The organism is Leifsonia sp. 1010, from assembly GCF_031455295.1.
Taxonomy (GTDB): Bacteria; Actinomycetota; Actinomycetes; order Actinomycetales; family Microbacteriaceae; genus Leifsonia.
The window spans coordinates 1939709-1959226 of the sequence record NZ_JAVDSL010000001.1; the positions used below are offsets into that span (position 1 = coordinate 1939709).

At 69.7% G+C, this 19518-nt stretch carries 20 protein-coding genes; 12 read left to right on the forward strand and 8 right to left on the reverse strand.

Going from position 1 to position 19518, the window contains the following annotated elements:
* Positions 1–8 precede the first annotated feature (8 nt).
* The 6 genes from J2Y42_RS09345 (at position 9) to J2Y42_RS09370 (ending at position 5812) form a co-directional block, all read left to right on the forward strand.
* Positions 9–764: a DUF1684 domain-containing protein gene (locus J2Y42_RS09345; RefSeq protein WP_309857283.1), complete on the forward strand. Its 756-nt coding sequence runs from the start codon at positions 9–11 to the stop codon at positions 762–764.
* A 57-nt stretch (positions 765–821) separates the two neighbouring features.
* Complete coding sequence (locus J2Y42_RS09350; protein ID WP_309857285.1) at positions 822–2318, forward strand: ABC transporter substrate-binding protein; 1497 nt, start codon at positions 822–824, stop codon at positions 2316–2318.
* A gap of 86 nt (positions 2319–2404) precedes the next feature.
* On the forward strand, positions 2405–3367 hold the full coding sequence (locus J2Y42_RS09355) for an ABC transporter permease (protein WP_309857289.1): 963 nt from the start codon (positions 2405–2407) through the stop codon (positions 3365–3367).
* Entirely contained in the window at positions 3364–4239 is an 876-nt protein-coding gene (locus J2Y42_RS09360; protein WP_309857291.1) for an ABC transporter permease, read from the forward strand. Before J2Y42_RS09355 ends, J2Y42_RS09360 begins: the two co-directional genes overlap by 4 nt.
* Positions 4236–5051 (forward strand): ABC transporter ATP-binding protein, encoded by an 816-nt coding sequence (locus tag J2Y42_RS09365; protein ID WP_309857293.1) that lies wholly within the window; start codon positions 4236–4238, stop codon positions 5049–5051. Before J2Y42_RS09360 ends, J2Y42_RS09365 begins: the two co-directional genes overlap by 4 nt.
* Positions 5048–5812 carry an ATP-binding cassette domain-containing protein gene (locus tag J2Y42_RS09370; protein ID WP_309857296.1) on the forward strand — a complete coding sequence of 255 codons (765 nt, stop codon included), beginning with the start codon at positions 5048–5050 and terminating at the stop codon, positions 5810–5812. The genes J2Y42_RS09365 and J2Y42_RS09370 overlap by 4 nt, the downstream gene beginning before the upstream one ends.
* Here J2Y42_RS09370 and bcp read toward each other — a convergent pair.
* Genes bcp through J2Y42_RS09395 form a run of 5 tightly spaced genes read right to left on the reverse strand, consistent with a single transcriptional unit; the run spans position 5809 to position 10516 of the window.
* Positions 5809–6285 (reverse strand): thioredoxin-dependent thiol peroxidase, encoded by a 477-nt coding sequence (bcp, locus tag J2Y42_RS09375; protein WP_309857299.1) that lies wholly within the window; start codon positions 6283–6285, stop codon positions 5809–5811. The two genes, J2Y42_RS09370 and bcp, sit on opposite strands and share 4 nt — an antisense overlap.
* Before the next feature lie 4 nt (positions 6286–6289).
* Positions 6290–7801, reverse strand: coding sequence for a DUF2142 domain-containing protein (locus J2Y42_RS09380; RefSeq protein WP_309857301.1), 1512 nt, complete (start codon positions 7799–7801; stop codon positions 6290–6292).
* On the reverse strand, positions 7798–8841 hold the full coding sequence (locus J2Y42_RS09385) for a Gfo/Idh/MocA family oxidoreductase (protein ID WP_309857303.1): 1044 nt from the start codon (positions 8839–8841) through the stop codon (positions 7798–7800). Before J2Y42_RS09385 ends, J2Y42_RS09380 begins: the two co-directional genes overlap by 4 nt.
* Positions 8841–9935 (reverse strand): DegT/DnrJ/EryC1/StrS family aminotransferase, encoded by a 1095-nt coding sequence (locus J2Y42_RS09390; protein ID WP_309857306.1) that lies wholly within the window; start codon positions 9933–9935, stop codon positions 8841–8843. Before J2Y42_RS09390 ends, J2Y42_RS09385 begins: the two co-directional genes overlap by 1 nt.
* Positions 9932–10516 (reverse strand): acyltransferase, encoded by a 585-nt coding sequence (locus J2Y42_RS09395; RefSeq protein ID WP_309857309.1) that lies wholly within the window; start codon positions 10514–10516, stop codon positions 9932–9934. Before J2Y42_RS09395 ends, J2Y42_RS09390 begins: the two co-directional genes overlap by 4 nt.
* A gap of 270 nt (positions 10517–10786) precedes the next feature.
* On the opposite strand from J2Y42_RS09395, the gene J2Y42_RS09400 reads away from it, so the two are divergent.
* From J2Y42_RS09400 to J2Y42_RS09410, 3 genes are read left to right on the forward strand one after another with little or no spacing between them, the layout of a single operon-like run.
* Positions 10787–11854 (forward strand): UDP-N-acetylglucosamine 2-epimerase, encoded by a 1068-nt coding sequence (locus J2Y42_RS09400; protein WP_309857311.1) that lies wholly within the window; start codon positions 10787–10789, stop codon positions 11852–11854.
* Positions 11844–13154, forward strand: coding sequence for a hypothetical protein (locus tag J2Y42_RS09405; protein ID WP_309857313.1), 1311 nt, complete (start codon positions 11844–11846; stop codon positions 13152–13154). Before J2Y42_RS09400 ends, J2Y42_RS09405 begins: the two co-directional genes overlap by 11 nt.
* A complete protein-coding gene (locus J2Y42_RS09410) occupies positions 13151–14212 on the forward strand; it encodes a glycosyltransferase family A protein (protein ID WP_309857315.1) in 1062 nt (353 codons plus the stop codon). Before J2Y42_RS09405 ends, J2Y42_RS09410 begins: the two co-directional genes overlap by 4 nt.
* Positions 14213–14221: 9 nt before the next feature.
* Here the strand turns inward: J2Y42_RS09410 and rsgA are convergent, their stop codons facing one another.
* Entirely contained in the window at positions 14222–15286 is a 1065-nt protein-coding gene (gene rsgA, locus J2Y42_RS09415; RefSeq protein WP_309857318.1) for a ribosome small subunit-dependent GTPase A, read from the reverse strand.
* A complete protein-coding gene (aroA, locus tag J2Y42_RS09420; RefSeq protein ID WP_309857321.1) occupies positions 15283–16650 on the reverse strand; it encodes a 3-phosphoshikimate 1-carboxyvinyltransferase in 1368 nt (455 codons plus the stop codon). The genes rsgA and aroA overlap by 4 nt, the downstream gene beginning before the upstream one ends.
* 154 nt (positions 16651–16804) lie before the next feature.
* On the opposite strand from aroA, the gene J2Y42_RS09425 reads away from it, so the two are divergent.
* Together J2Y42_RS09425 and J2Y42_RS09430 are read left to right on the forward strand one after the other, a co-directional pair.
* Positions 16805–17416 carry a sigma-70 family RNA polymerase sigma factor gene (locus tag J2Y42_RS09425; protein ID WP_172823274.1) on the forward strand — a complete coding sequence of 204 codons (612 nt, stop codon included), beginning with the start codon at positions 16805–16807 and terminating at the stop codon, positions 17414–17416.
* Positions 17413–17658, forward strand: coding sequence for a zf-HC2 domain-containing protein (locus tag J2Y42_RS09430; protein ID WP_018190122.1), 246 nt, complete (start codon positions 17413–17415; stop codon positions 17656–17658). Before J2Y42_RS09425 ends, J2Y42_RS09430 begins: the two co-directional genes overlap by 4 nt.
* 25 nt (positions 17659–17683) lie before the next feature.
* On the opposite strand, the gene J2Y42_RS09435 is transcribed toward J2Y42_RS09430, so the two are convergent.
* Positions 17684–18466 carry a VOC family protein gene (locus tag J2Y42_RS09435; RefSeq protein ID WP_309857324.1) on the reverse strand — a complete coding sequence of 261 codons (783 nt, stop codon included), beginning with the start codon at positions 18464–18466 and terminating at the stop codon, positions 17684–17686.
* 87 nt (positions 18467–18553) lie between these two features.
* Here J2Y42_RS09435 and J2Y42_RS09440 point away from each other — a divergent pair, with 87 nt between their 5' ends.
* Positions 18554–19459, forward strand: coding sequence for a formylglycine-generating enzyme family protein (locus J2Y42_RS09440; protein ID WP_309857326.1), 906 nt, complete (start codon positions 18554–18556; stop codon positions 19457–19459).
* Positions 19460–19518 lie beyond the last annotated feature (59 nt).

Below are 19518 nucleotides of genomic sequence, written 5' to 3' on the forward strand. Positions count from 1 at the left end.
GGATGGTTATGTCCGGCATCGTGACTGATATCTCCACACAGACCTCCGCTTCCTCCGCGACCATCGAGCGCGCCCGCGCAGGCTGGGACGCCTGGCGCGCGAACCGCCTGAGCAGCGTGACGGCGCCCACCGGCAACCTCGCCCTCATCGAGACGCGGTGGCTGCAGGAGGGCGACACCACGACTCCGGAGGAGGCCCTGGCCGGCCATCCGGCGACGGTAACCGCGACAGAGCTCACGCGCCGCAGCCTGGAGACCGGCGAGGTCGAGCGCGGCATCCGGCTCTGGGACGCCGCATCCCCCGCCATCCGCGACTTCGACACTATCGAGGTCTTCCCGTTCGACCCCAGCTGGGTCATCGAGGCGACGTTCACGCCCGTCAGCGACGACCGGACCATTCCGTTCGAGCACATCCGCGACAACGGGCTGACCCGCGAGCTCGTGGTGCCCGGCGACATCACGTTCGAGCGGGAGGGCGTTGCGTACACGCTAAGCGCCTTCGACGACGACGGGACGCTGCTCCTGGTCTTCGGCGACCCGACCAACGGCGCCGAGGGGGAGGACGGGACCTACGCGTCCGGCCGCTTCCTCTTCGTCGAGCACGCCGACGACCACGTCGTCCTCGACTTCAACCGCGCCTTCGTGCCGCCGTGCGGATTCTCGGACCAGTACAACTGTCCGCTGCCGCCGCGCAACAATCGTTTCCCCGTCGCGGTCACCGCGGGGGAGAAGCGCGTCACCTTCCGCGGCGGCGCACGCCACTGAGCGGGCCGAGCGCCCGAGACACCCTTCGCATCCACCCCACAGCACTGGAGAACCACCGTGAGAAAGACCCCCTTGTTCGCTGCGCTCGCGATCGGCCTGGCGTCGGCCCTGACCCTCGCGGGCTGCGCGGGCGGCTCGTCGTCCGCCGGCGGTGACGGCGCGACCATCGCGATCGGCTCGCTCTACGAGCCGGTCAACCTCGACAACACCGCAGGAGGCGGCCAGGGCGTCACCGAGGCGCTCAACGGCAACGTCTACGAGGGGCTGTTCAAGCTCACCGACGAGGGCAAGGTCGAGCCGCTGCTCGCGACGAAGTACACCACGAGCGCCGACGGCCTCACCTACACCTTCACCCTGCGCGACGGTGTGAAGTTCCACTCCGGCAAGCCGCTCACCAGCGCCGACGTGAAGCGCAGCATTGAGCGCGTCACGTCCGACGACTCGCAGTCGGCACGCAAGTCGCAGCTCGAGGTCATCAAGAGCATCGACACCCCGGATGACAAGACGGTCACCATCACCCTGTCGTCCCGCTCCATCTCGCTGCCGTACAACCTCAGCTACGTGTGGATCTACGGCCCGGGGACCTCGAACTACAAGACCGCGGAGGACGGCACCGGACCGTACACGCTGGGCACCTGGAAGCGCGGCAGCTCGCTCAGCCTCGAGCGCTGGAGCGGCTACTGGGGCGATAAGGCGAAGAACAAGGAGGTGGAGTTCGACTACTTCACCGACGCCTCCGCCCTCTCGAACGCGCTGCAGACCAGGCAGGTCGACATCGTGACGAGCATCCAGAGCCCGGACGCCCTCAGCACCTTCAAGGGCAACAAGGACTACACGATCTCCGACGGCAAGTCGACCACCAAGGAGCTCCTGGCGTTCAACGACAAGGTCGCCCCCTTCAACAACGTCGAGGTCCGGAAGGCGGTCTACTCGGCGATCGACACCAAGAAGCTGCTCAACTCCATCTGGGGCGACTACGGAACGCTGATCGGCTCGATGGTGCCACCGAGCGACCCCTGGTACGAGGACCTCACGAAGGTGAACCCGTACGACGTGAACCTCGCCAAGAAGGAGCTGGCCGAGGCCGGATTCGCGAACGGGTTCACCTTCACGCTCGACACGCCCACCTACGACCCGCACCCCGCGGTCGCCGAGTTCCTGAAGAGCGAGCTGGCCAAGGTCGGCATCACCGTGAACATCAACTCCATCTCGGCGGACGAGTGGTACACGAAGGTGTTCAAGAACCACGACTTCACCGCGACGCTGCAGGAGCACGTCAACGACCGCGATGTCGTCTGGTACGGAAACCCGGACTTCTACTGGGGCTACGACAACCCGCAGGTCACGGCCTGGGTGAGCGAGGCCGAGCAGGCGAGCACGACGGCCGAGCAGACCGCCAAGCTGAAGCTGGTCAACGAGCAGATCGCGAAGGATGCGGCCAGCGCCTGGCTGTACCTGTACCCGCAGATCGTCGTCGCTGACAGCGACGTGAGCGGCTACCCGGTCAACGGACTGAACTCCCAGTTCTTCGCGTACGACATCGTCAAGAAGTAGGCCGGTTCTCCACAAGGACCGCTCTTCCACAACCCTGATGCTCGGGGAGCCGACCGGCTCCCCGAGCATCTACGCTGAAAACCACCATGGCTCTTTACCTCCTGCGTCGCACCGCGTTCCTCGTGGTGTCACTGCTGCTGGCCATGGTCGTCCTGTTCTTCCTGCTGCGCGTGCTGCCGGGCGACCCGTCGAACGCGCTGCTCTCCGTCGGGGCGACGAAGGAGCAGATCGCAGCCGCGCAGCACCAGGTCGGCAGCGATCAGCCGCTGCTGCAGCAGTTCTTCTCGTGGTTCGGCAGCCTGCTGTCGCTCGACCTCGGCGAGTCGTTCATCAGCTCGCTGCCCGTCGGCCCCGAGATCGCCGCGCGACTGTCTGTCACCATCCCGCTCACGCTCCTCTCGTTCGTCCTGGCGCTCGTGCTCGCGCTGCCGATCGGCTTCGTCGCGGCGTGGAAGGCCGACCGGTGGTACGGCGTCCTGCTGTCGGCGTTCTCGCAGCTGGGCATCGCCGTGCCGGTGTTCTGGGTCGGCATCCTGCTGGTCGACGTCTTCGCGATCACCCTCGGGTGGTTTCCGTCCGGTGGATTCCCGCGTGACGACTGGTCCGATCCGGCCGACGCCCTGACCTCTCTCGCTCTGCCCGTGGTGACGATCGCGATCGTGATGAGCGCCTCCATCTCGCGGTACGTCCGGAGCGCGACGCTCGATGTGATCGGCAGCGACTATCTGCGCAACGCCCGTGCTCTGGGGTCGGGCTTCGCGGGTGCGATGTGGCGCCACGGTCTGCGCAACGGCGCTGTGCCGGTGATCTCGGTGCTGGGGATCGAGCTCGCCACCACGTTCCTCGGAGCGGTCGTCGTCGAGAGCGTCTTCACCCTGCCTGGGCTCGGCAGCATGCTGCTGAAGGCCATCGAACAGCACGACTACCCGAACATCCAAGGCATCCTGTTCGTCTCGACGCTGCTGGTGCTGATCGTCGGCTTCCTCGCCGACATCGCGCAGCGGCTCGTCGACCCCCGCCTCCGTCGCAGCATTTCGGGGAACACATGAGCGCGATCGTGGAGCAGGCCGCCGAGGCGGCGGCACCGGAAGCGCGGGGGCGGCGACGCACCCGCCGTTCGCTGACCCTCGGCATCGGTCTCATCCTGGTCGGGCTGGTGGTGATCGTCGCCGTCGTGTCGTTCTTCTGGCTGCCGTACGCGCAGTCCGACACCTCCGGCACCCGGCTCGAGCAGCCGAGCGCGGCGCACTGGCTCGGAACGGACCGGTTCGGGCGTGACCTGGTGACCCAGTTGATGATCGGCGCGCGCATCGCGCTGGCCGTCGGCCTCGGTTCCGTCGCGATCGGCGCCGTGGTGGGCGGCACCCTCGGCCTGCTCGCCGCCTTCGCGACGAAATGGCTGGACGACACGCTGTCGGCCGTGCTCGACATCCTGATCGCGTTCCCCACGCTGCTCCTGGCGATGTTGATCGTGGCCGCTCAGGGTGCATCGCTCGGCACCGCCATCGTCGCGATCGGGCTCGCGATGTCGGCGGTCGTCGCGCGGTTGACGCGCGTGCTCGCGAAGCGGGTGCTCTCGCAGCAATACGTCACCGCCGCGCGCACCTCCGGCACCTCGTGGCCGGGGATCATCGCACGGCACATCCTGCCGAACATCTGGCCGACGCTCAGCGTGAACCTGGCGCTGCAGTTCGGAGTGGCGGTGCTCGCCGAGGCGAGCCTGTCGTACCTGGGGCTCGGGGCACCGCCGCCCAACGCCTCGTGGGGCCGCCTGCTGCAGGAGGCGCAGGGCACCGCGTCCACCGCTCCCGCCGGCGCCATCGCCCCTGGCGTGGCCCTGGTCGTGCTGGTGATCGGCGTCAACCTGGTGGCCGACGGCCTGAGGGATGTCGGCGACCCGACCCGCAGGAGGTCTCGATGATTGCCGACGGGAATGCGGCGGGCGCCCTCCTCGAGGTCGACGGCTTGAGTATCGCGACGCGGGACGGCGACGTGCTGGTGAGCGACGTATCGTTCCGTCTCGCCGCGGGGGAGCGGCTCAGCCTGATCGGCGAGTCCGGCTCCGGAAAATCGCTGACGTCGTTCGCGCTCACGGGCCTGCTGCCCGAAGGACTGCGGGCGACCGGCAGCGTCCTGCTCGACGGCGTGCCGGTCATCGGCGCTCGCGAGCGCGACCTGGTCGCGCTGCGCGGCCGGGTGGCGTCGACTGTCTTCCAGGAGCCGATGACTGCGCTCGACCCGCTCATGCGCCTCGGGCGCCAGGTTGCCGAGCCGCTCCGCCGGCACCTCGGGCTGCGCGGCGACACCTTGCGTCGGGCGGTGCACGACGCGCTCGCCGAAGTCGGCCTCCCCGAGCCGGAACGCATCGCGCACGCCTACTCCTGGGAGATCTCCGGTGGTCAGCGGCAGCGCGTCGCGATCGCGGCGGCCCTCGCCTGTCGGCCGCAGCTGCTGATCGCCGACGAGCCGACGACCGCGCTCGATGTCACCGTCCAGGCCGACGTACTGGCCCTGCTCGAACGGCTGGTCGCCGAACGCGGGATGGCGCTCCTGTTCGTCAGTCACGACCTCGCCGTCGTTTCCCGCATGGCCCAGCGGGCACTCGTGCTGCGTCAGGGGCGCGTCGTCGAGGAGGGTGCGATCGAGCGCCTGCTGTCCGACCCGCGCGACCCGTACACCGCCGAACTCGTGCGGAGCGCCCGAGAGCTCGATTCCGCGCTGGAGCTGCCATGACGCCCATCCTCGAACTCCGCAACGCGGGCTTCCGGTACCGCCGGGCGACCAGCCCGGCGCTGGACGACGTGACCTTCGCCGTCGAACCGGGACGAAGCCTCGGCCTGGTCGGCGAGTCGGGCGCGGGCAAGACGACGGCACTCTCACTTCTCCTGGGCCTGACCGCGCCCACGAGCGGCACCGTTCTCTTCGACGGACAGGCCCTGAACCCGCGCGACCGGACGCAGCTGCGCGCCTTCCGGCGGAGCGTCCAGCCGGTCTTCCAGGACCCGTACTCCTCCCTCGACCCGCGGCAGAGCGTCGGCAGGATCGTCGGCGAACCCCTCGCCTCCCTCGGCCTCGCGGGCGGCGAGCAGGCGCGCGAACGCGTTGCACAGGCGCTGCACTCCGTCGCCCTGCCCGCCGACGCGGCGCGCCGCTACCCGCACGAGTTCTCCGGTGGCCAGCGGCAGCGTATCGCCATCGCCCGGGCGATCGTGTCACGACCGCGCGTGCTGCTGGCAGACGAGCCGGTGAGTGCGTTGGACGTGACGACGCGCATCCAGATCATCGACCTGCTCGGCGAGCTGGCGGCGAACGAGGGCATGACCGTCGTCATGGTGTCGCACGATCTCAGCGTTGTCGCAGCGCTCTGCGCTCAGACGGTGGTGCTGCGCGGCGGGCGCGTCGTCGAGCAGGGCGCCACGAGCGAGGTGCTCAGGACGCCGAAGGACGACTACACCCGCCGCCTGCTGGCGTCGGTGCCTCGGCTGCCGGCTTAGGCGTCGATCCCCAGCTTCTTGCGCAGCGAGGCGACGTGCCCGGTCGCCTTGACGTTGTAGAGCGGCAGGCGGATTGTGCCGTCCGGGTCGACGACGAACGTCGACCGGATGACACCTTCGACGGTCTTGCCGTAGAGCTTCTTCTCGCCGTAGGCGCCGTACGCGCGGTGGACGGCGAGGTCTTCGTCGGACAGCAGCGGGAAGTTGAGGCCCTCCTGCTCCTGGAACTCCTTATTTCTGGCCGGCGCATCCTTCGAGATGCCGATCACCTGGTATCCGGCCGACTTGAGCGAGTTCAGGTTGTCGCGGAAGTCGCAGGCCTCCGTCGTGCACCCCGGGGTCATCGCCGCGGGGTAGAAGTACACGATCGCGTTCTTCCCGGCGAAGTCGGAGAGCGAGACGGCGGCGCCGTCCTGGTCGGTGAGCGTGAAGGCGGGAGCCGGAGCGCCGGCCTCGAGTCGATCGTCAGTCATGGGTCTATTCTCCTGTCACGGTGGACTCGAGCGCACGGTAGCGGAAGCCGCGCAACGCGTTTCGGCGTGCGGTCGAGAGCCCGAGCACCACGGCCGCCGCGACCGCGACCGCGAAGGCGAACGAACCGAGCACCCACATCTGCATCGGCAGCACGGGGATGGGCCACCACCAGACGACCCCCGAGTTCAGGTTGAGGTACTGAGCATCGGTGCCTGTCGTGTACCGGTGGATGTTGGTATACAGCGCGATTCCGTTGGCCCCGATGAGCAAAGCGCCCATCACGATGAGCTGCAGGCGGCTGAGGCCGAGGTCGAAGCGGTTCATCCCGTAAAGGCAGAGGCCGACGAGCAGGATCAGCAGGGGATAGATGTAACGCGGCTGGACCCCTGTGCCCACATGGATCTGCTCGCGCATCAAGATGTAGAGGGGCACGAACACGACTGCGAGAGCGGAGATCGCGAGGACCACCACCTTGCGGGCGGTCATCCGGCCGAGTCCCCAGAAGGCGAGCCCGGAGACCACGAGCGTGACGGAACCCCAGACGCTGACCGGCATGAAGGTGTCGAGCCAGCCCAGCCCGGTGTACCCGAAGGAGCTCGCATAGAACCACGGCAGATCGAGCAGGTTCTTCCAGAGCAGCCAGGCGAACTCGTAGGGCGGCAGTGTTGAGTGCTGGCGGGTGATGACTCCGCCCTGCGAGGCGCTCAGGTACAGCAGGACGCTGACGATCGCGAGCCCGACAGGCAGTAGGGAACGCAGGAGGAAGGCGCGGGTGCGCTCCGCCTTCAGGACGACCACGAGGATCATCGCGAGCACTCCGTAGGTGGCCGCGTCGGCCCGGGCGCCGGCACCGATGATCGTGCTGATCGCGGCGACCACCCCGAGCCCGATCGTTCGACCTCGGCTCGCCGCCTCGTAGTAGCCGAGAAGGGCGAGCCACAGCGTGGTGGCCGACAGCACCGCCCACCCGCTCGGATTCGTGCTCGCGACGAGGAACAGCCCGAGAGGGATGAGCGTTGCCAGGGCGGACCACACGAGCAGGCCGCGCCGTCGCGCCGGGAGAAGCAGGAACAATGCCGTCAGGAGGCCGACGTACAGGAACGCGTTGAACACGCGGATCGAGATCACGGCGGTTCCCAGGTGCGGGGAGGCAAAGACGCTCATCACGGCGTAGTACACCGGTGGATAGCCGTGATCGTTGAAGTTGCCGCGGTCGGTCGGGACCAGCCCCTCCGCGTCCGGGATCGCACACTTGCCGGGGATCTCGGAGTGGTGCGCGTAGCACAGCGAGGAGAGCGTCATCGCCCGGGGGACAGAGCGCTCGTCCGGCTTCGGCCCCGGCTCGCAGAGACCTGCCCGGTCGCCTTGGGCGCACCAGATGCTCGTCAGGTGATAGTCATCGTCAGGCGCGGCGCCCACCGGCGAGGCGAATGCCCAGGCCACCAGCCCGAAGAAGAGGGCGACGGGCATCAGAACCGCGACGACGATCCGCCACGGCTTCCAGGCCGCTCTCATCGGCCCGAGCCGTTCCCGGCGAGGCGCCCCGCGAGGGCGCTGGGCAGAGTCTCGGGGTCGACCTCGATCTCGCGCTGTTCGTCGGCCGACCGCATGACGGCTTCGGCCACGGCCAGAGTGGTGAGACCCTCGTCCATCGTCACGATGCCGGGTCGGCCATGGAGGATGGCGTCGCGGAAGGCCTCGTGCTCGATGCGCAGCGGCTCGCGCTTCTTCAGCGCGAACCGGATGACCGATCCTTCGGCGACCCCGCGGAAGTTGGAGACGGCATCCCACTCGGTCGCGTCCGTGCCGTTCTCGTAGTACGTCAGGTCGCCGCTGAGCGTGTCTGCGACGAACGCGCCTCGCTCGCCGGTGACGACGGTGATGCGCTCCTTCATCGGCGACAGCCAGTTCACCAGGTGGTTGGTGATGATCCCGTCGTCGAGGCGGCCGTTGAAGGCCACCATGTCCTCGTGCGGTCGACCGCTCCGGCGGGAGGTGTTCGCATGCACGGCCCGGAAGGGGCTCTGCGCCAGCCACGAGGTGAGGTCGATGTCGTGCGTCGCGAGGTCCTTGATGACGCCGACGTCGGCGATGCGGATGGGGAACGGTCCCTGGCGCCGCGTGGCGATCTGGTACACCGAGCCCAGCTCGCCGGCCTCGACGCGGCTCCGCAGATTCTGCAGGGCCGGATTGAACCGCTCGATGTGCCCGACCGCTCCGACGAGGCCGTTCCGGCGGAAGGCGTCCGCCATCCGGCGGGCTTCATCCAGATCGGCGGCGATCGGCTTCTCGACGAGGGCGTGGACACCGGCGTCGGCGAGCTCGAGCGCCGTGGACTCGTGGAGGGTCGTGGGCACGGCGACGACGGCGGCGTCGACGCCCGCCTCGATGAGCTCGGCGACGGACCGGTAGACCGGGGCGTCGATGGAGGCGGCACGCTCGGGGGCCGTCTCCACGACTCCGGCGAGCTCGACGCCGTCCAGTTCGCGCACCACGCGCGCGTGGTGCGATCCCATCACGCCGAGGCCGACGACGCCGACCCGCAGCGCGGCCATCAGCTTCCCGCCTTCGCGAGCGTGTTCACGGCGGACACGATGCGGTCGAGGTCCTGTTCGCTGAGCGAGGGATGCACGGGGAGCGAAAGCGCTTCGCGAGCGGCCCGTTCGGTCTCCGGCAGGTCGAGCTCGAGTCCGAAGACGGGGAGCCGGTGCACCGGGGTCGGGTAGTAGACGCCGGTGCCGATCCCGTGCTCCTCGCGGAGGGCGCGCGAGAACCCGTCGCGGTCTTCCGCGATGCGGATCGTGTACTGGTGGTAGACGTGCTCGGCGCCCTCGGCGACGGGAGGTGTCACCACTCCCGTCAGCTCGGCGTCGAAGCGGGCCGCGTTCCTGCGCCGCTGCTCCGTCCAGCCGGCCAGCTTCCGGAGCTGGGCGCGGCCGATCGCCGCGTGCAGGTCGGTCATGCGGGCGTTGAAACCGGCGACCTCGTTCTCGTACGGACGGGCCATGCCCTGGTTGCGGAGAAGGCGGACGCGCTCGTCGGTGGCGGGGGAGGCGGAGACGACCATCCCGCCCTCGCCCGAGGTCATGTTCTTGGTCGGGTACAGGCTGAACATCGCCCAGTCGCCGAAGGTGCCGACCGGTCGCCCGTCGAGCGTGGCGGCGTGAGCCTGCGCGGCATCCTCGAAGAGGGCCAGCGAGTGCTCGGCTGCGAGGGCGGACAGGCGGCCCATGTCCGCAGGGTGGCCGTAGAGGTGCACCGGCATGATCGCAGCGGTGTTGGGACCGATCGCTCCAGCGACGGAATCGGGGTCGAGGTTGAACGAGTCCGGCTCGATATCCGCAAAGACCGGAACGGCGCCCGCGAGCACGACGGCATTGGCCGTCGCGGCGAAGGTGAAGGAGGGGACGATGACCTCGTCGCCCGGGCCGATGCCCGCGGCGAGCAGGCCGAGGTGGAGACCGGACGTGCCGGAGTTCACCGCGGCCGTCGGACGGCCGGCGACGAGCGCGTCGGAGAACTCGCGCTCGAAGGCGGCGACCTCGGGGCCTTGCGCCAGCATCCCGCTCTGCAGCACGGCGTCGACCGCCGCGCGCTCCTCGTCGCCGATGAGCGGCCGGGCGGCCGGGATGAAGTCCAGATCGGTCACGCGACCACCTCCAGCTTGTCGTCGTTCTCGCGATAGCGCTCGCCGGTGGTCGGGCAGACCCACCCCTCGGCATCTTGGACGAGCGGGATGCCCGCTCGGCCCACCCAGCCGATCCTCCGCGCCGGCACGCCGGCGACCAGGGCGAAGTCTGGCACATCCCTGGTCACGACCGCTCCGGCGGCCACCGTCGCCCAGGAGCCGATCACCACGGGTGCGATGCAGACGGCGCGGGCGCCGATCGATGCTCCAGAGCGCACCACGACGCCGACGGGCTCCCAATCGGCGGCCGACTTGAGCGTGCCGTCCGGGTTCACGGCGCGCGGGAACGTGTCGTTGGTCAAGACCACGGCAGGGCCGATGAAGACGCCGTCCTCGAGCACGGCCGGTTCGTACACGAGCGCCTGGTTCTGGATCTTGCAGTTGCTGCCGACGCTCACGCCGGAACCGATGTACGCCCCGCGCCCGACGATGCAGTCCTCACCGATCGTGGCGTTCTCGCGCACCTGTGCGAGGTCCCAGATCTTCGTTCCGTCACCGACCGCGGCGGACGCGGCGACATCGGCGTTCTCGGCAACAAACAACGAGTCTCTTCCTCCCCTGCGCCCGGGCTCCCTGAGGGAGTCTTCCGTCTCGGCGCGCGTCGTCCGGCCACGTCGGGCAGACCAAATAGAATGTATCATCGAGTGGCTTCCGGTTCGGCTGGAGGCTCGGGCTCTCCACAGCATCTGCGCGGTCGAACGGACGCGGGCGGATGGTGTGGGATCACCCAGGTGTCACAGCGCCGATCCCAACGGTGGAGCGGTCAGCTCGCGACACGAAGCTCACCGACCCAGAAGGCGCAACACTCGACCATGATCGTGTTCATCTACGGAACGACGGCGGAGGCCATCAAATTGGCCCCGGTCATCCGCCGGCTCCGGGAGCGCGGTGTTGCCACCCAGCAATGGGTGACGATGCAGCACACCGAGGCTCTGATGACCGCAATGGAGCAGCTGGGGCTCGGCACTCCCGATCAGGTCATCGCGCACGGCGCGGCAGGCAAACCGCTCCGGGGCACCGGCGACGTGATCCGCTGGGGGATGACGGTGCTGGGCTGGCTGCGGAAGAACCGCAAGCGGGTGGCCGCATCCCTGCCGAAGAACACGGTGATCGTTGTGCACGGCGACACCATCACCAGCGTCGTCGGCGCCTGGATCGCCAAGCGGATGGGCTTCGACTGCGCCCACATCGAGGCGGGCCTGCGCAGCGGAAACTGGCGGCATCCCTTCCCGGAGGAGCTGGACCGGCGCATCGTCGGGACCATGGCGACGGTGCACTACACGCCGTCGATCGAGGCGACCGAGAACCTGAAGAAGCGTTCGAACGTCGTCTACACGCACGGCAACACGGCCCTCGACGCCGTGCTCGACCACGGGATGCGCGACGCAGGCACGGATGCTCCGTACGGCGTCGTGCTGCTTCACCGGTTCGAGTTCATCTCCAACAGCCAGCTGGTCGACGACACGCTCGAGGTGCTCGCCACCAGCGAGGTCCCGCTACGGCTCATCGTCGACGCCTACAACCGGGAGACGCTGGAGCGGCTGCTCGCCAACCAGGGCGGCAACCGCATCACCGTCCTCCCGAAGCTGCGACACGACGAGTTCGTCGCCCTGCTGGAGAACGCCGCCTTCGTCGTCACCGACTCCGGCGGGATCCAGGCCGAGTCGGCGCTACTCGGCGTCCCCACGCTCATCCACCGCAAGACGACGGAGCAGGGCGAGGGCATCGGGCGCAACATCGTGCTCTCCGAGTGGGACCTCGGCCGGCTGCGTTCGTTCCTGAGAGATTACGAATCCCTTCGGCACGAGCCCGACCGCCCGGAGCGGTCACCGTCGGACATCATCGTCAACGACCTGATCAGTCGAGGGTATGCCGACTAGCGCGGGCGGCGATCAGCCGCAGCGTCGCGCACCGGGGATGATCAGCCGCCACGGTCGCGCGCTCGCCGAGATCGCCGGCGTCAGCGTCGTGGGGATCGTGGCGACGACCGCGTTCCAGCTCATCACGATCCGCGGGCTCGGGCCGGCCTCGTACAGCCTCCTCGCCGCGGCTCTCGCGCTCATCAACGTGGCGGCCATCGGCAGCTCCGCGCTCCGCAACTCCGTCGCGGTCACGACAGCGGAGGCGCTCCACGCGCCGCGCAGCATCCCCGGCGACCGGGTCCGACGGGTGGATGGGGCCCTCGTCGAGGCGCTCGTGCTGGGCGGGATCGGGACGCTAGCGGTCTTCGCCCTGTCGTCGACGCTCGCGGCTCCCGGCGCCACGGGTGTCCTGACCGTCGTTCTCACGGCCGCCGCGATGATCCCGAACTTCCTGTTCGCGCTCGCCCAGGGACGCCTGCAGGGGGCGGGCGACTCGCGCTCCGTGGTCTGGTGGTCGACGGGCGCCCAGGTCGCCCAGGCGGTGCTCGCCCTGATCGCCATGCTCGCGCACGCGGGCTCCGCGGCCATCCTGGCCATCCTCGTCCTGACCGCACTCACCGGTGCGATCGGCGCGGGCGCCGTGGCCCGTCGCCGATCCTTGGCGGTCGGCCGGTCGCCGTTCACGATGCAGAGCACCGTCGTGCTGCTTCTCACCGTCGGGTTCGCGTGGCTCACCAATGCGGATGTGGTGCTGGTCCGCGCCGGAACGCCCGAGGAGCTGGCCGGCGCCTACGCCGCTGCCGCCGTGCTGGTGAAGACGACCCTCATCATCCCCGCCACCTTCTCGCTGTACCTGCTCCCGCGGTTCGTCCGCAGCAAGGGCAACGCCGCGCTCACGAACCTCGGCGTGACGGTGATCCTCGGCGTGACGCTGTTGACCGGGGTGGCGATGTTCCTCCTGGTCGTGCTGTTCGGGCCGTGGATCGTCGGCTTGCTGTTCGGCTCCCACTACGCCGCGACGGCGCAGATCGTGGTGGGCTTCTCCCTCGCCTGGATCCCGTGGGCGCTCGCCCAGGGTGTCCTGGTGCGCATCACGGCTGCAGCGTCGAAGGCGGCGCTCGCCGTGTTCCTGCTCGCCGCCGTCGCGCAGTGGGTCGTCGCCTCCGCGACACTGCCCGACGTCGATGCCTGGCTGGTCGGCAACGGGCTCATCGGGCTGGTGACCTTCCTGGCTCTGTACGGCATCCACTGGGCGCTCCTTCTCCACAGCCGGCGCACCGGACGGACGGCCGTCGTCGAGGAGCAGCCCGCGCCATGACCTCGCCCGCCCTCAGCATCGTGATCGCGTCGTACAACTCGGCGCCCTGGCTCCCCAGCACGATCGGCTCGCTGACGACCGCGCTCGGCAACAGCTCGGTGGATGCGGAGATCGTGGTCGTCGACGACGGCTCCACCGACGACACCGCCGCCGTGCTCGCCGGGATCGCGGCGGCGTCCGCTGTCCCGCTCCGCGTGATCTTCCAGCCCAACAAGGGGCGGTTCCTCGCGCGCTGGGAGGGTGTCCAGGCGGCGCGCGCCGATCGCATCCTGCTGTTCGACTCCCGGCTCCTGATGGCTCCGGACGCATTCGCCTACCTCGAGAGCGTGGATGCGCTCCGCCCCGACGCCCGCGCGTGGGTCGGGCACGTGCCGACAGATCCCGCGGCCCCGCTGGTCGGCCGGTTCTGGGAGGTACCCACCCACGTCTTCTGGGGCGGATACCTGGCACATCCCGCACCCACCGACATCACGTCGGAGAACTTCGACCGCGTGCCGAAGGGCACCGGGTGCCTGGTGATCGACCGCGCGGCCTTCGCCGACGCGTGCCGTGCGGCCTGGCCGGAGGAGAACGCCGACCTCGTGTCGGACGACACGCGGCTGCTGCGGTACGTCGCCGACCACGGCGCCCTCCGCATCGACCCGGGCTTCCGCGCGCTCTACCGTCCGCGCATCACGGTGGGCGGCTTCCTCCGTCACGGTTTCGTACGCGGCACGCTGTTCGTCGACAGCTACGCAGGCACCAGCCTCCTCCGCAACCTGGTCCTCGTCGCGCTGGTCGTCGCACCGGTCGTCGCGCTCGTGCTGCTCGTGCTCGCGATCGCGTTCGGCCTCTGGTGGCTGGTGATCGTCGTGCTGGCCCTCGCGGTCTCCGGCGTGCTCGCCCTGGTGCTCGTCGCGGCAGCACGGGCGGCGGCTGGGAGAGCCGTTCTGTCGTTCCTGCTCTACGTCATCCCCTTCGGCGCGGTCTTCTGGGCCGGCCTCGCCCGCGGCGTCTGGGTGCACCGCGCGGCGTTCCGCGGATCCCGGGCCGACGCTCGGGCCGGCTCGACCCCCTGAGCCCTCGTTTCAGCGCGCGAAGGTCGCGAGCAGTCGCTGCAAGGAGTCGAGCCGCGCGCGTCCGGCTTCGCCGAGCTTCCCGGCCTCGACGGCCTCGATGATCGCGCAGTCCGGCGCATCGGGGAGGTGGGTGCAGCCGCGCGGGCAGTCCTCGGCCAGCTCCGCGAGATCGGTGAAGGCCTTCAGGATGCTGTCGGTGTTCACGTGCCCGAGCCCGAAGGAGCGGACGCCCGGGGTGTCGATGACCCAGCCGTGGCGTCCCTCGTCGTCTTCGACGCGGAGGGACACGGTCGACGAGGAGGTGTGCCGTCCGCGACCGGTGACCACGTTGACATGGCCGGTGGCGCGGTGCGCGCTCGGGACGATCGCGTTGACCAGGGTGGACTTGCCCACCCCGGAGTGCCCGACGACGACCGTGTCGTGGCCGATCAGCGCCGCAGTGATGTCGTGCAGGGGGATGTCGTCCTGGCGGCTCGTGAAGACGGGCAGATCGAGTCCGGCGAAGTTCGACAGGAACGGCTCGGGGTCGGCGAGGTCGGTCTTCGTCACGCACAGCATGGGGTCGATCCCGGCGTCGTACGCGGCGACGAGATAGCGGTCGACGAGCCGGGTGCGCGGCTCCGGGTTCGCTGCGGCGACGACGATGAGCATCTGGTCGGCGTTGGCGACGACGATGCGCTCCACCTCGTCGGTGTCGTCCGCGCTTCGCCGGAGCAGGGTGGCCCGCGGTTCCACACGGACGATGCGGGCAAGAGTGCCCTCCTCGCCGGTGGTGTCTCCGACGACGGCGACGCGGTCGCCGGTCACGATCGGGTTCCGCCGCAGTTCGCTGGCGCGGGCCGCGGTGACCTGCCGCTCCTCCGGAGTGTCCTCGTCGAGCAGCACCGTGTAGCGGCCGCGGTCGACCCCCAGCACACGGGCGATCTGCGCGTCGGCGTGCTCGGGACGCGTCTTCGTCCGAGGGCGGTTGCCCTTCGGGTTCGGACGGCTCCGGATGCTGGACTCGTCGTAGAGGTCGAGCTCGTCCTCATCCTCGTCGTCGTCCGCCCACCAGGAGCCGCTGTTGTCCGTCACGCGACGTCGACGCCCTTCTGCAGCATCCGGCTCCACAGCTGGGTGAACTGGGGCAGCGTCTTGGCGGTGGTGGCGACGTTCTCGATCTCGACGCCCGGGACCACGAGCCCGACGATCGCGCCGGCCGTCGCCATCCGGTGGTCCTCGTAGCTGCGCCAGACGCCCCCGTGGAGCGGGCGCGGGTCGATGCGCAGGCCGTCCTCCAGCTCCGTGACGGCGCCGCCGAGGCCGTTGATCTCGGCGGCGAGGGCCGCGAGGCGGTCCGTCTCGTGGTGGCGGATGTGGCCGATACCCGTGATCTCGCTCGGGCCGTCCGCGAGTGCGGCGATCGCCACGAGGGCGGGCGCGAGCTCGCCGCCCGTCGTCAGGTCGAGCGTGATGCCGGTCGGACGCTCGGGGCCGGTGACGGTGAGACGGTCGCCCTCGCGCGTGACCGTCGCCCCGAAGAGCGGCAGCAGGTCGGCGAGGTCCGCACCCACCTGGGTGGTGGACTCGGGCCATCCCGTGATGGTCACCGTCCCGCCCGTCACGACGGCCGCGGCCAGGAACGGCGCCGCGTTGGAGAGATCCGGTTCGATGTCGACGTCGCGGGCGGCGATGGTGCCGGGGGAGACTACCCAGCGGCCGACCTCGGGCGACTCGACGGTCACGCCGCGGGCGGCGAGGGCCGCGATCGTCATCTCGATGTGGGGCAGGCTGGGGAGCCGCTCCCCGGCGTGCGTCAGATCGAGACCGTCGTCGAAGCGGCTGGCCGACAGCAGGAGCGCGCTGACGAACTGGCTGGAGCTGGACGCATCCACCTCGACCGCGCCGCCGGCGACCCGGCCGGTGCCGTGCACGGTGAACGGCAGGGAGCCGCGGCCATCGTCGTTCACGTCGACGCCGAGAGCGCGCAGAGCCGCGATGATCGCGCCCATCGGACGGCCGCGGGCCGAGTCGTCGGCGTCGAACATGGTGGGGCCGAGAGCCAGCCCGGCGATCGGCGGGACGAACCGCATCACGGTGCCCGCCTGACCGCATTCGATCGTCGTGCTGCCGAGCAGCTCCTCCGCCGGCGTGACGAGCAGGTCAGCTCCGAACTCGCCGTCGCCCGGCTTCTCCTCGATGGACACGCCCAGGGCGCGGAGGGCCTCCACCATGTTGGCGCTGTCACGCGAGTGCAGCGGGGCCCGCAGCAGAGACGGTCCGTCGGCGAGGGCGGCGAGCACCAGCTCCCGCGCCGTCAGCGACTTCGAGCCCGGCAGGGACACGGTCGCGGTGACCGGACCGCCGGCCACCGGCGCGGGCCACAGCGTGTTCGGCTCCTCCACGCGGTTGTCGCCGTACGGGTCGAAGTCGGGGGCGGAATATTTCGAGATCAGCATTGTTGTCCAGATTATCCGTGTTCCCGGTATGAGGAAGGATCCGCCCGTGGCCGCCACCGCCGTGCTCGACGCTCCTCGCGTCGCATCGCACGACCTCGTCGACCCCGAAGGCCTTCTCAGCGCATCCCTGGCGTCGCAACTAGACTGGCCGGTGATGAGCACCGAGACCGAGGATCTGGGCCACCTCTTCGAGGATCAGGCCCTGCCTTTCATGGACCAGCTGTACGCGGCTGCCCTGCGCATGACACGCAATCCGTCCGACGCGCAGGACCTCGTGCAAGAGACGTTCGTGAAGGCCTACGCGGCGTTCGGCCAGTTCCAGCAGGGCACGAACCTGAAGGCATGGCTGTACCGCATCCTCACCAACACGTTCATCAACACGTACCGCAAGAAGCAGCGTGAGCCCTACCAGGGGACGATCGACGAGCTCGAAGACTGGCAGCTCGGCGGCGCGGAATCCATGTCCTCGTCGTCCAGCCGCTCGGCCGAGGCCGAGGCGATCGACCACCTGCCGGACAGCGCCGTCAAGGACGCGCTGCAGGCCATCCCGGAGGACTTCCGGCTGGCCGTGTACCTCGCCGATGTCGAGGGATTCTCCTACCAGGAGATCGCCGACATCATGAAGACCCCGATCGGCACCGTGATGAGCCGCCTCCACCGCGGCCGCCGGATGCTCCGGGAGCTTCTGACCGACTACGCGCACGAGCGCGGTCTCTCCGCCGTCCAGGGGGACCGGGCCGTGCAGACCCCCAGGAGCAAGAGATGACCGACTGCGGTTGTGAGAAGGCCAAGGCCGAACTCGAAGAGTACCTGCGCAACGAACTGTGCAGCGAGGATGCTGCCGACGTGCGCGAGCACCTGGCGAACTGCACCGGGTGCTCCGACGAGGCGCACCTGAACGTGGTGCTCACCGAAGTGGTGCAGCGGGCGTGCAAGGAGACCGCGCCCGAGACGCTGCGCACCGAGGTGCTGCTGCGCATCCGCTCGTTCCAGGCGAGCGTGCACTGAGCCCTATGGGTGTTGCGGCGACCGCCTAAGCGGCGCCGCCCGTCCCCACCTCGTGCAGGAAGAACAGCCCGCCCAGCGGGTCGGTGACCTGCGCGAAGCGGCCGAACTCGCTGTCCCACGGGTCGCGGATGACCGTGCCGCCCAGGTCGATCACACGCTGTGAGGCGGCCGCCGCGTCGGCGACGCCGAAGTAGACGACCCAGTGGGAGGGGACTCCCTCCGGCAGCATGCCGTCCGCGTCGTAGACGCCGCCGGCGGGAGCATCCGGGTCGCCGAAGGTGACGTACCGGAAGTCGGCGGTGTCGCCGAGCACCTGCGTCCTCCAACCGAAGACCCGGGTGTAGAACTCGACCTGCGCGGCGTAGTTGCGCGCATACAGCTCGTGCCAGGCGAGGCCGCCGACCTCAGCGACCAGTTCGAAACCACGGTGCTGATCCGGGTCCCACAGCCCGACGACCGCCCCACCCGGGTCGGCGATGACCGCGAGCCTGCCCTGATCGCCGACCGTCATCGTCGGCGCGATCACCTGGGCTCCGGCGTCCAGCGCCGCCCTCTCCGCCGTGTCCGCATCCTCCACGAGCAGGTAGGTGAGCCACGTGTTCGCCTGCGCGTCGCCCATGGTCGGGCCGAGGCCGGCGACCCGGCGTCCGTCGCGCAGGAACGTCACGTAGCCGCCGTACTCCTCGCCGGCGGTCTCGGCGGTCCAGCCGAACAGGCTCGTGTAGAACTCGGTCGCGCGCGGCACGTCGGAGCTGGTGTAGTCGACCCAGCAGGGCTCGCCGAGGCGGTGGGTGGTGACGACGGTCATGCGCTCACCATACGCCGCGGCGCGCGGGGCCGGCCAGCGGTGACGGCGGTCTGTCCGCGAGCCCTCCGGGGTCGATAGCGTGACGCCATGGACGACATGGTTCCCTTGCCGGGCGGACGGTTCCGGATGGGCTCTGCCGAGTTCTACCCGGACGAGCAGCCCGTCCACGAGCGCTCCGTCGCGGCGTTCCGCATCGATCGGTTCGAGGTGACGAACGCCGACTTCTCCGCGTTCGTCGCGGACACGGGCTACGTCACCGTCGCCGAGCGTCCCCTCGATGCGGCGGAGTTTCCGGAACTGGCCGACGACGACCTCGTTCCCGGCGCCCTGGTGTTCACGGCGACGGAGGGACCGGTCGACCTCTCCGACTGGCGGCAGTGGTGGCGGTGGGAGCCGGGAGCCGACTGGCGGCATCCCGAGGGTCCGGCATCCAGCATCGACGAACGGATGGACCGGCCCGTCGTGCAGGTCGCCTACGAGGACGCGGTGAGCTACGCCGGATGGGCGGGTAAGCGGCTCCCGACCGAGGCGGAGTACGAGTATGCAGCCCGAGGCGGCGTGGACGGCGCCCGCTTCGCGTGGGGTGACGATGCCTACCCGGGCGGAGAGGCGCAGGCGAACTCGTGGATCGGGCGCTTCCCTTACGACAATCGCGGCCGTTTCGGGGCCACCCCCGCACCCGTCGGGTCGTACCCGGCGAACGGTTACGGGGTGCACGACCTGATCGGAAACGTGTGGGAGTGGACGAGCGACTACTACGCGCCGCGGCACGTCGTCCCCGGCCAGAGCGCGCCGGACACCGGCGGACGGCTGAACCTGCTCGGGGCGAGTAGCGCGGAACCCGGTTCGGACATCCCTCGTCGGGTGCTGAAGGGCGGCTCGTACCTGTGCAGCCCGGAGTACTGCCTCCGTTTCCGGCCGGCGGCGCGGTCGCCGCAGGCGGAGGACACGGCGACCACCCATATCGGGTTCCGTTGCGCGGCCGATCTCTGACGCCCGGGGCAGGACGACGGGAGCCCCGGTCCTTCTCGGACCGGGGCTCCCGTGACGCG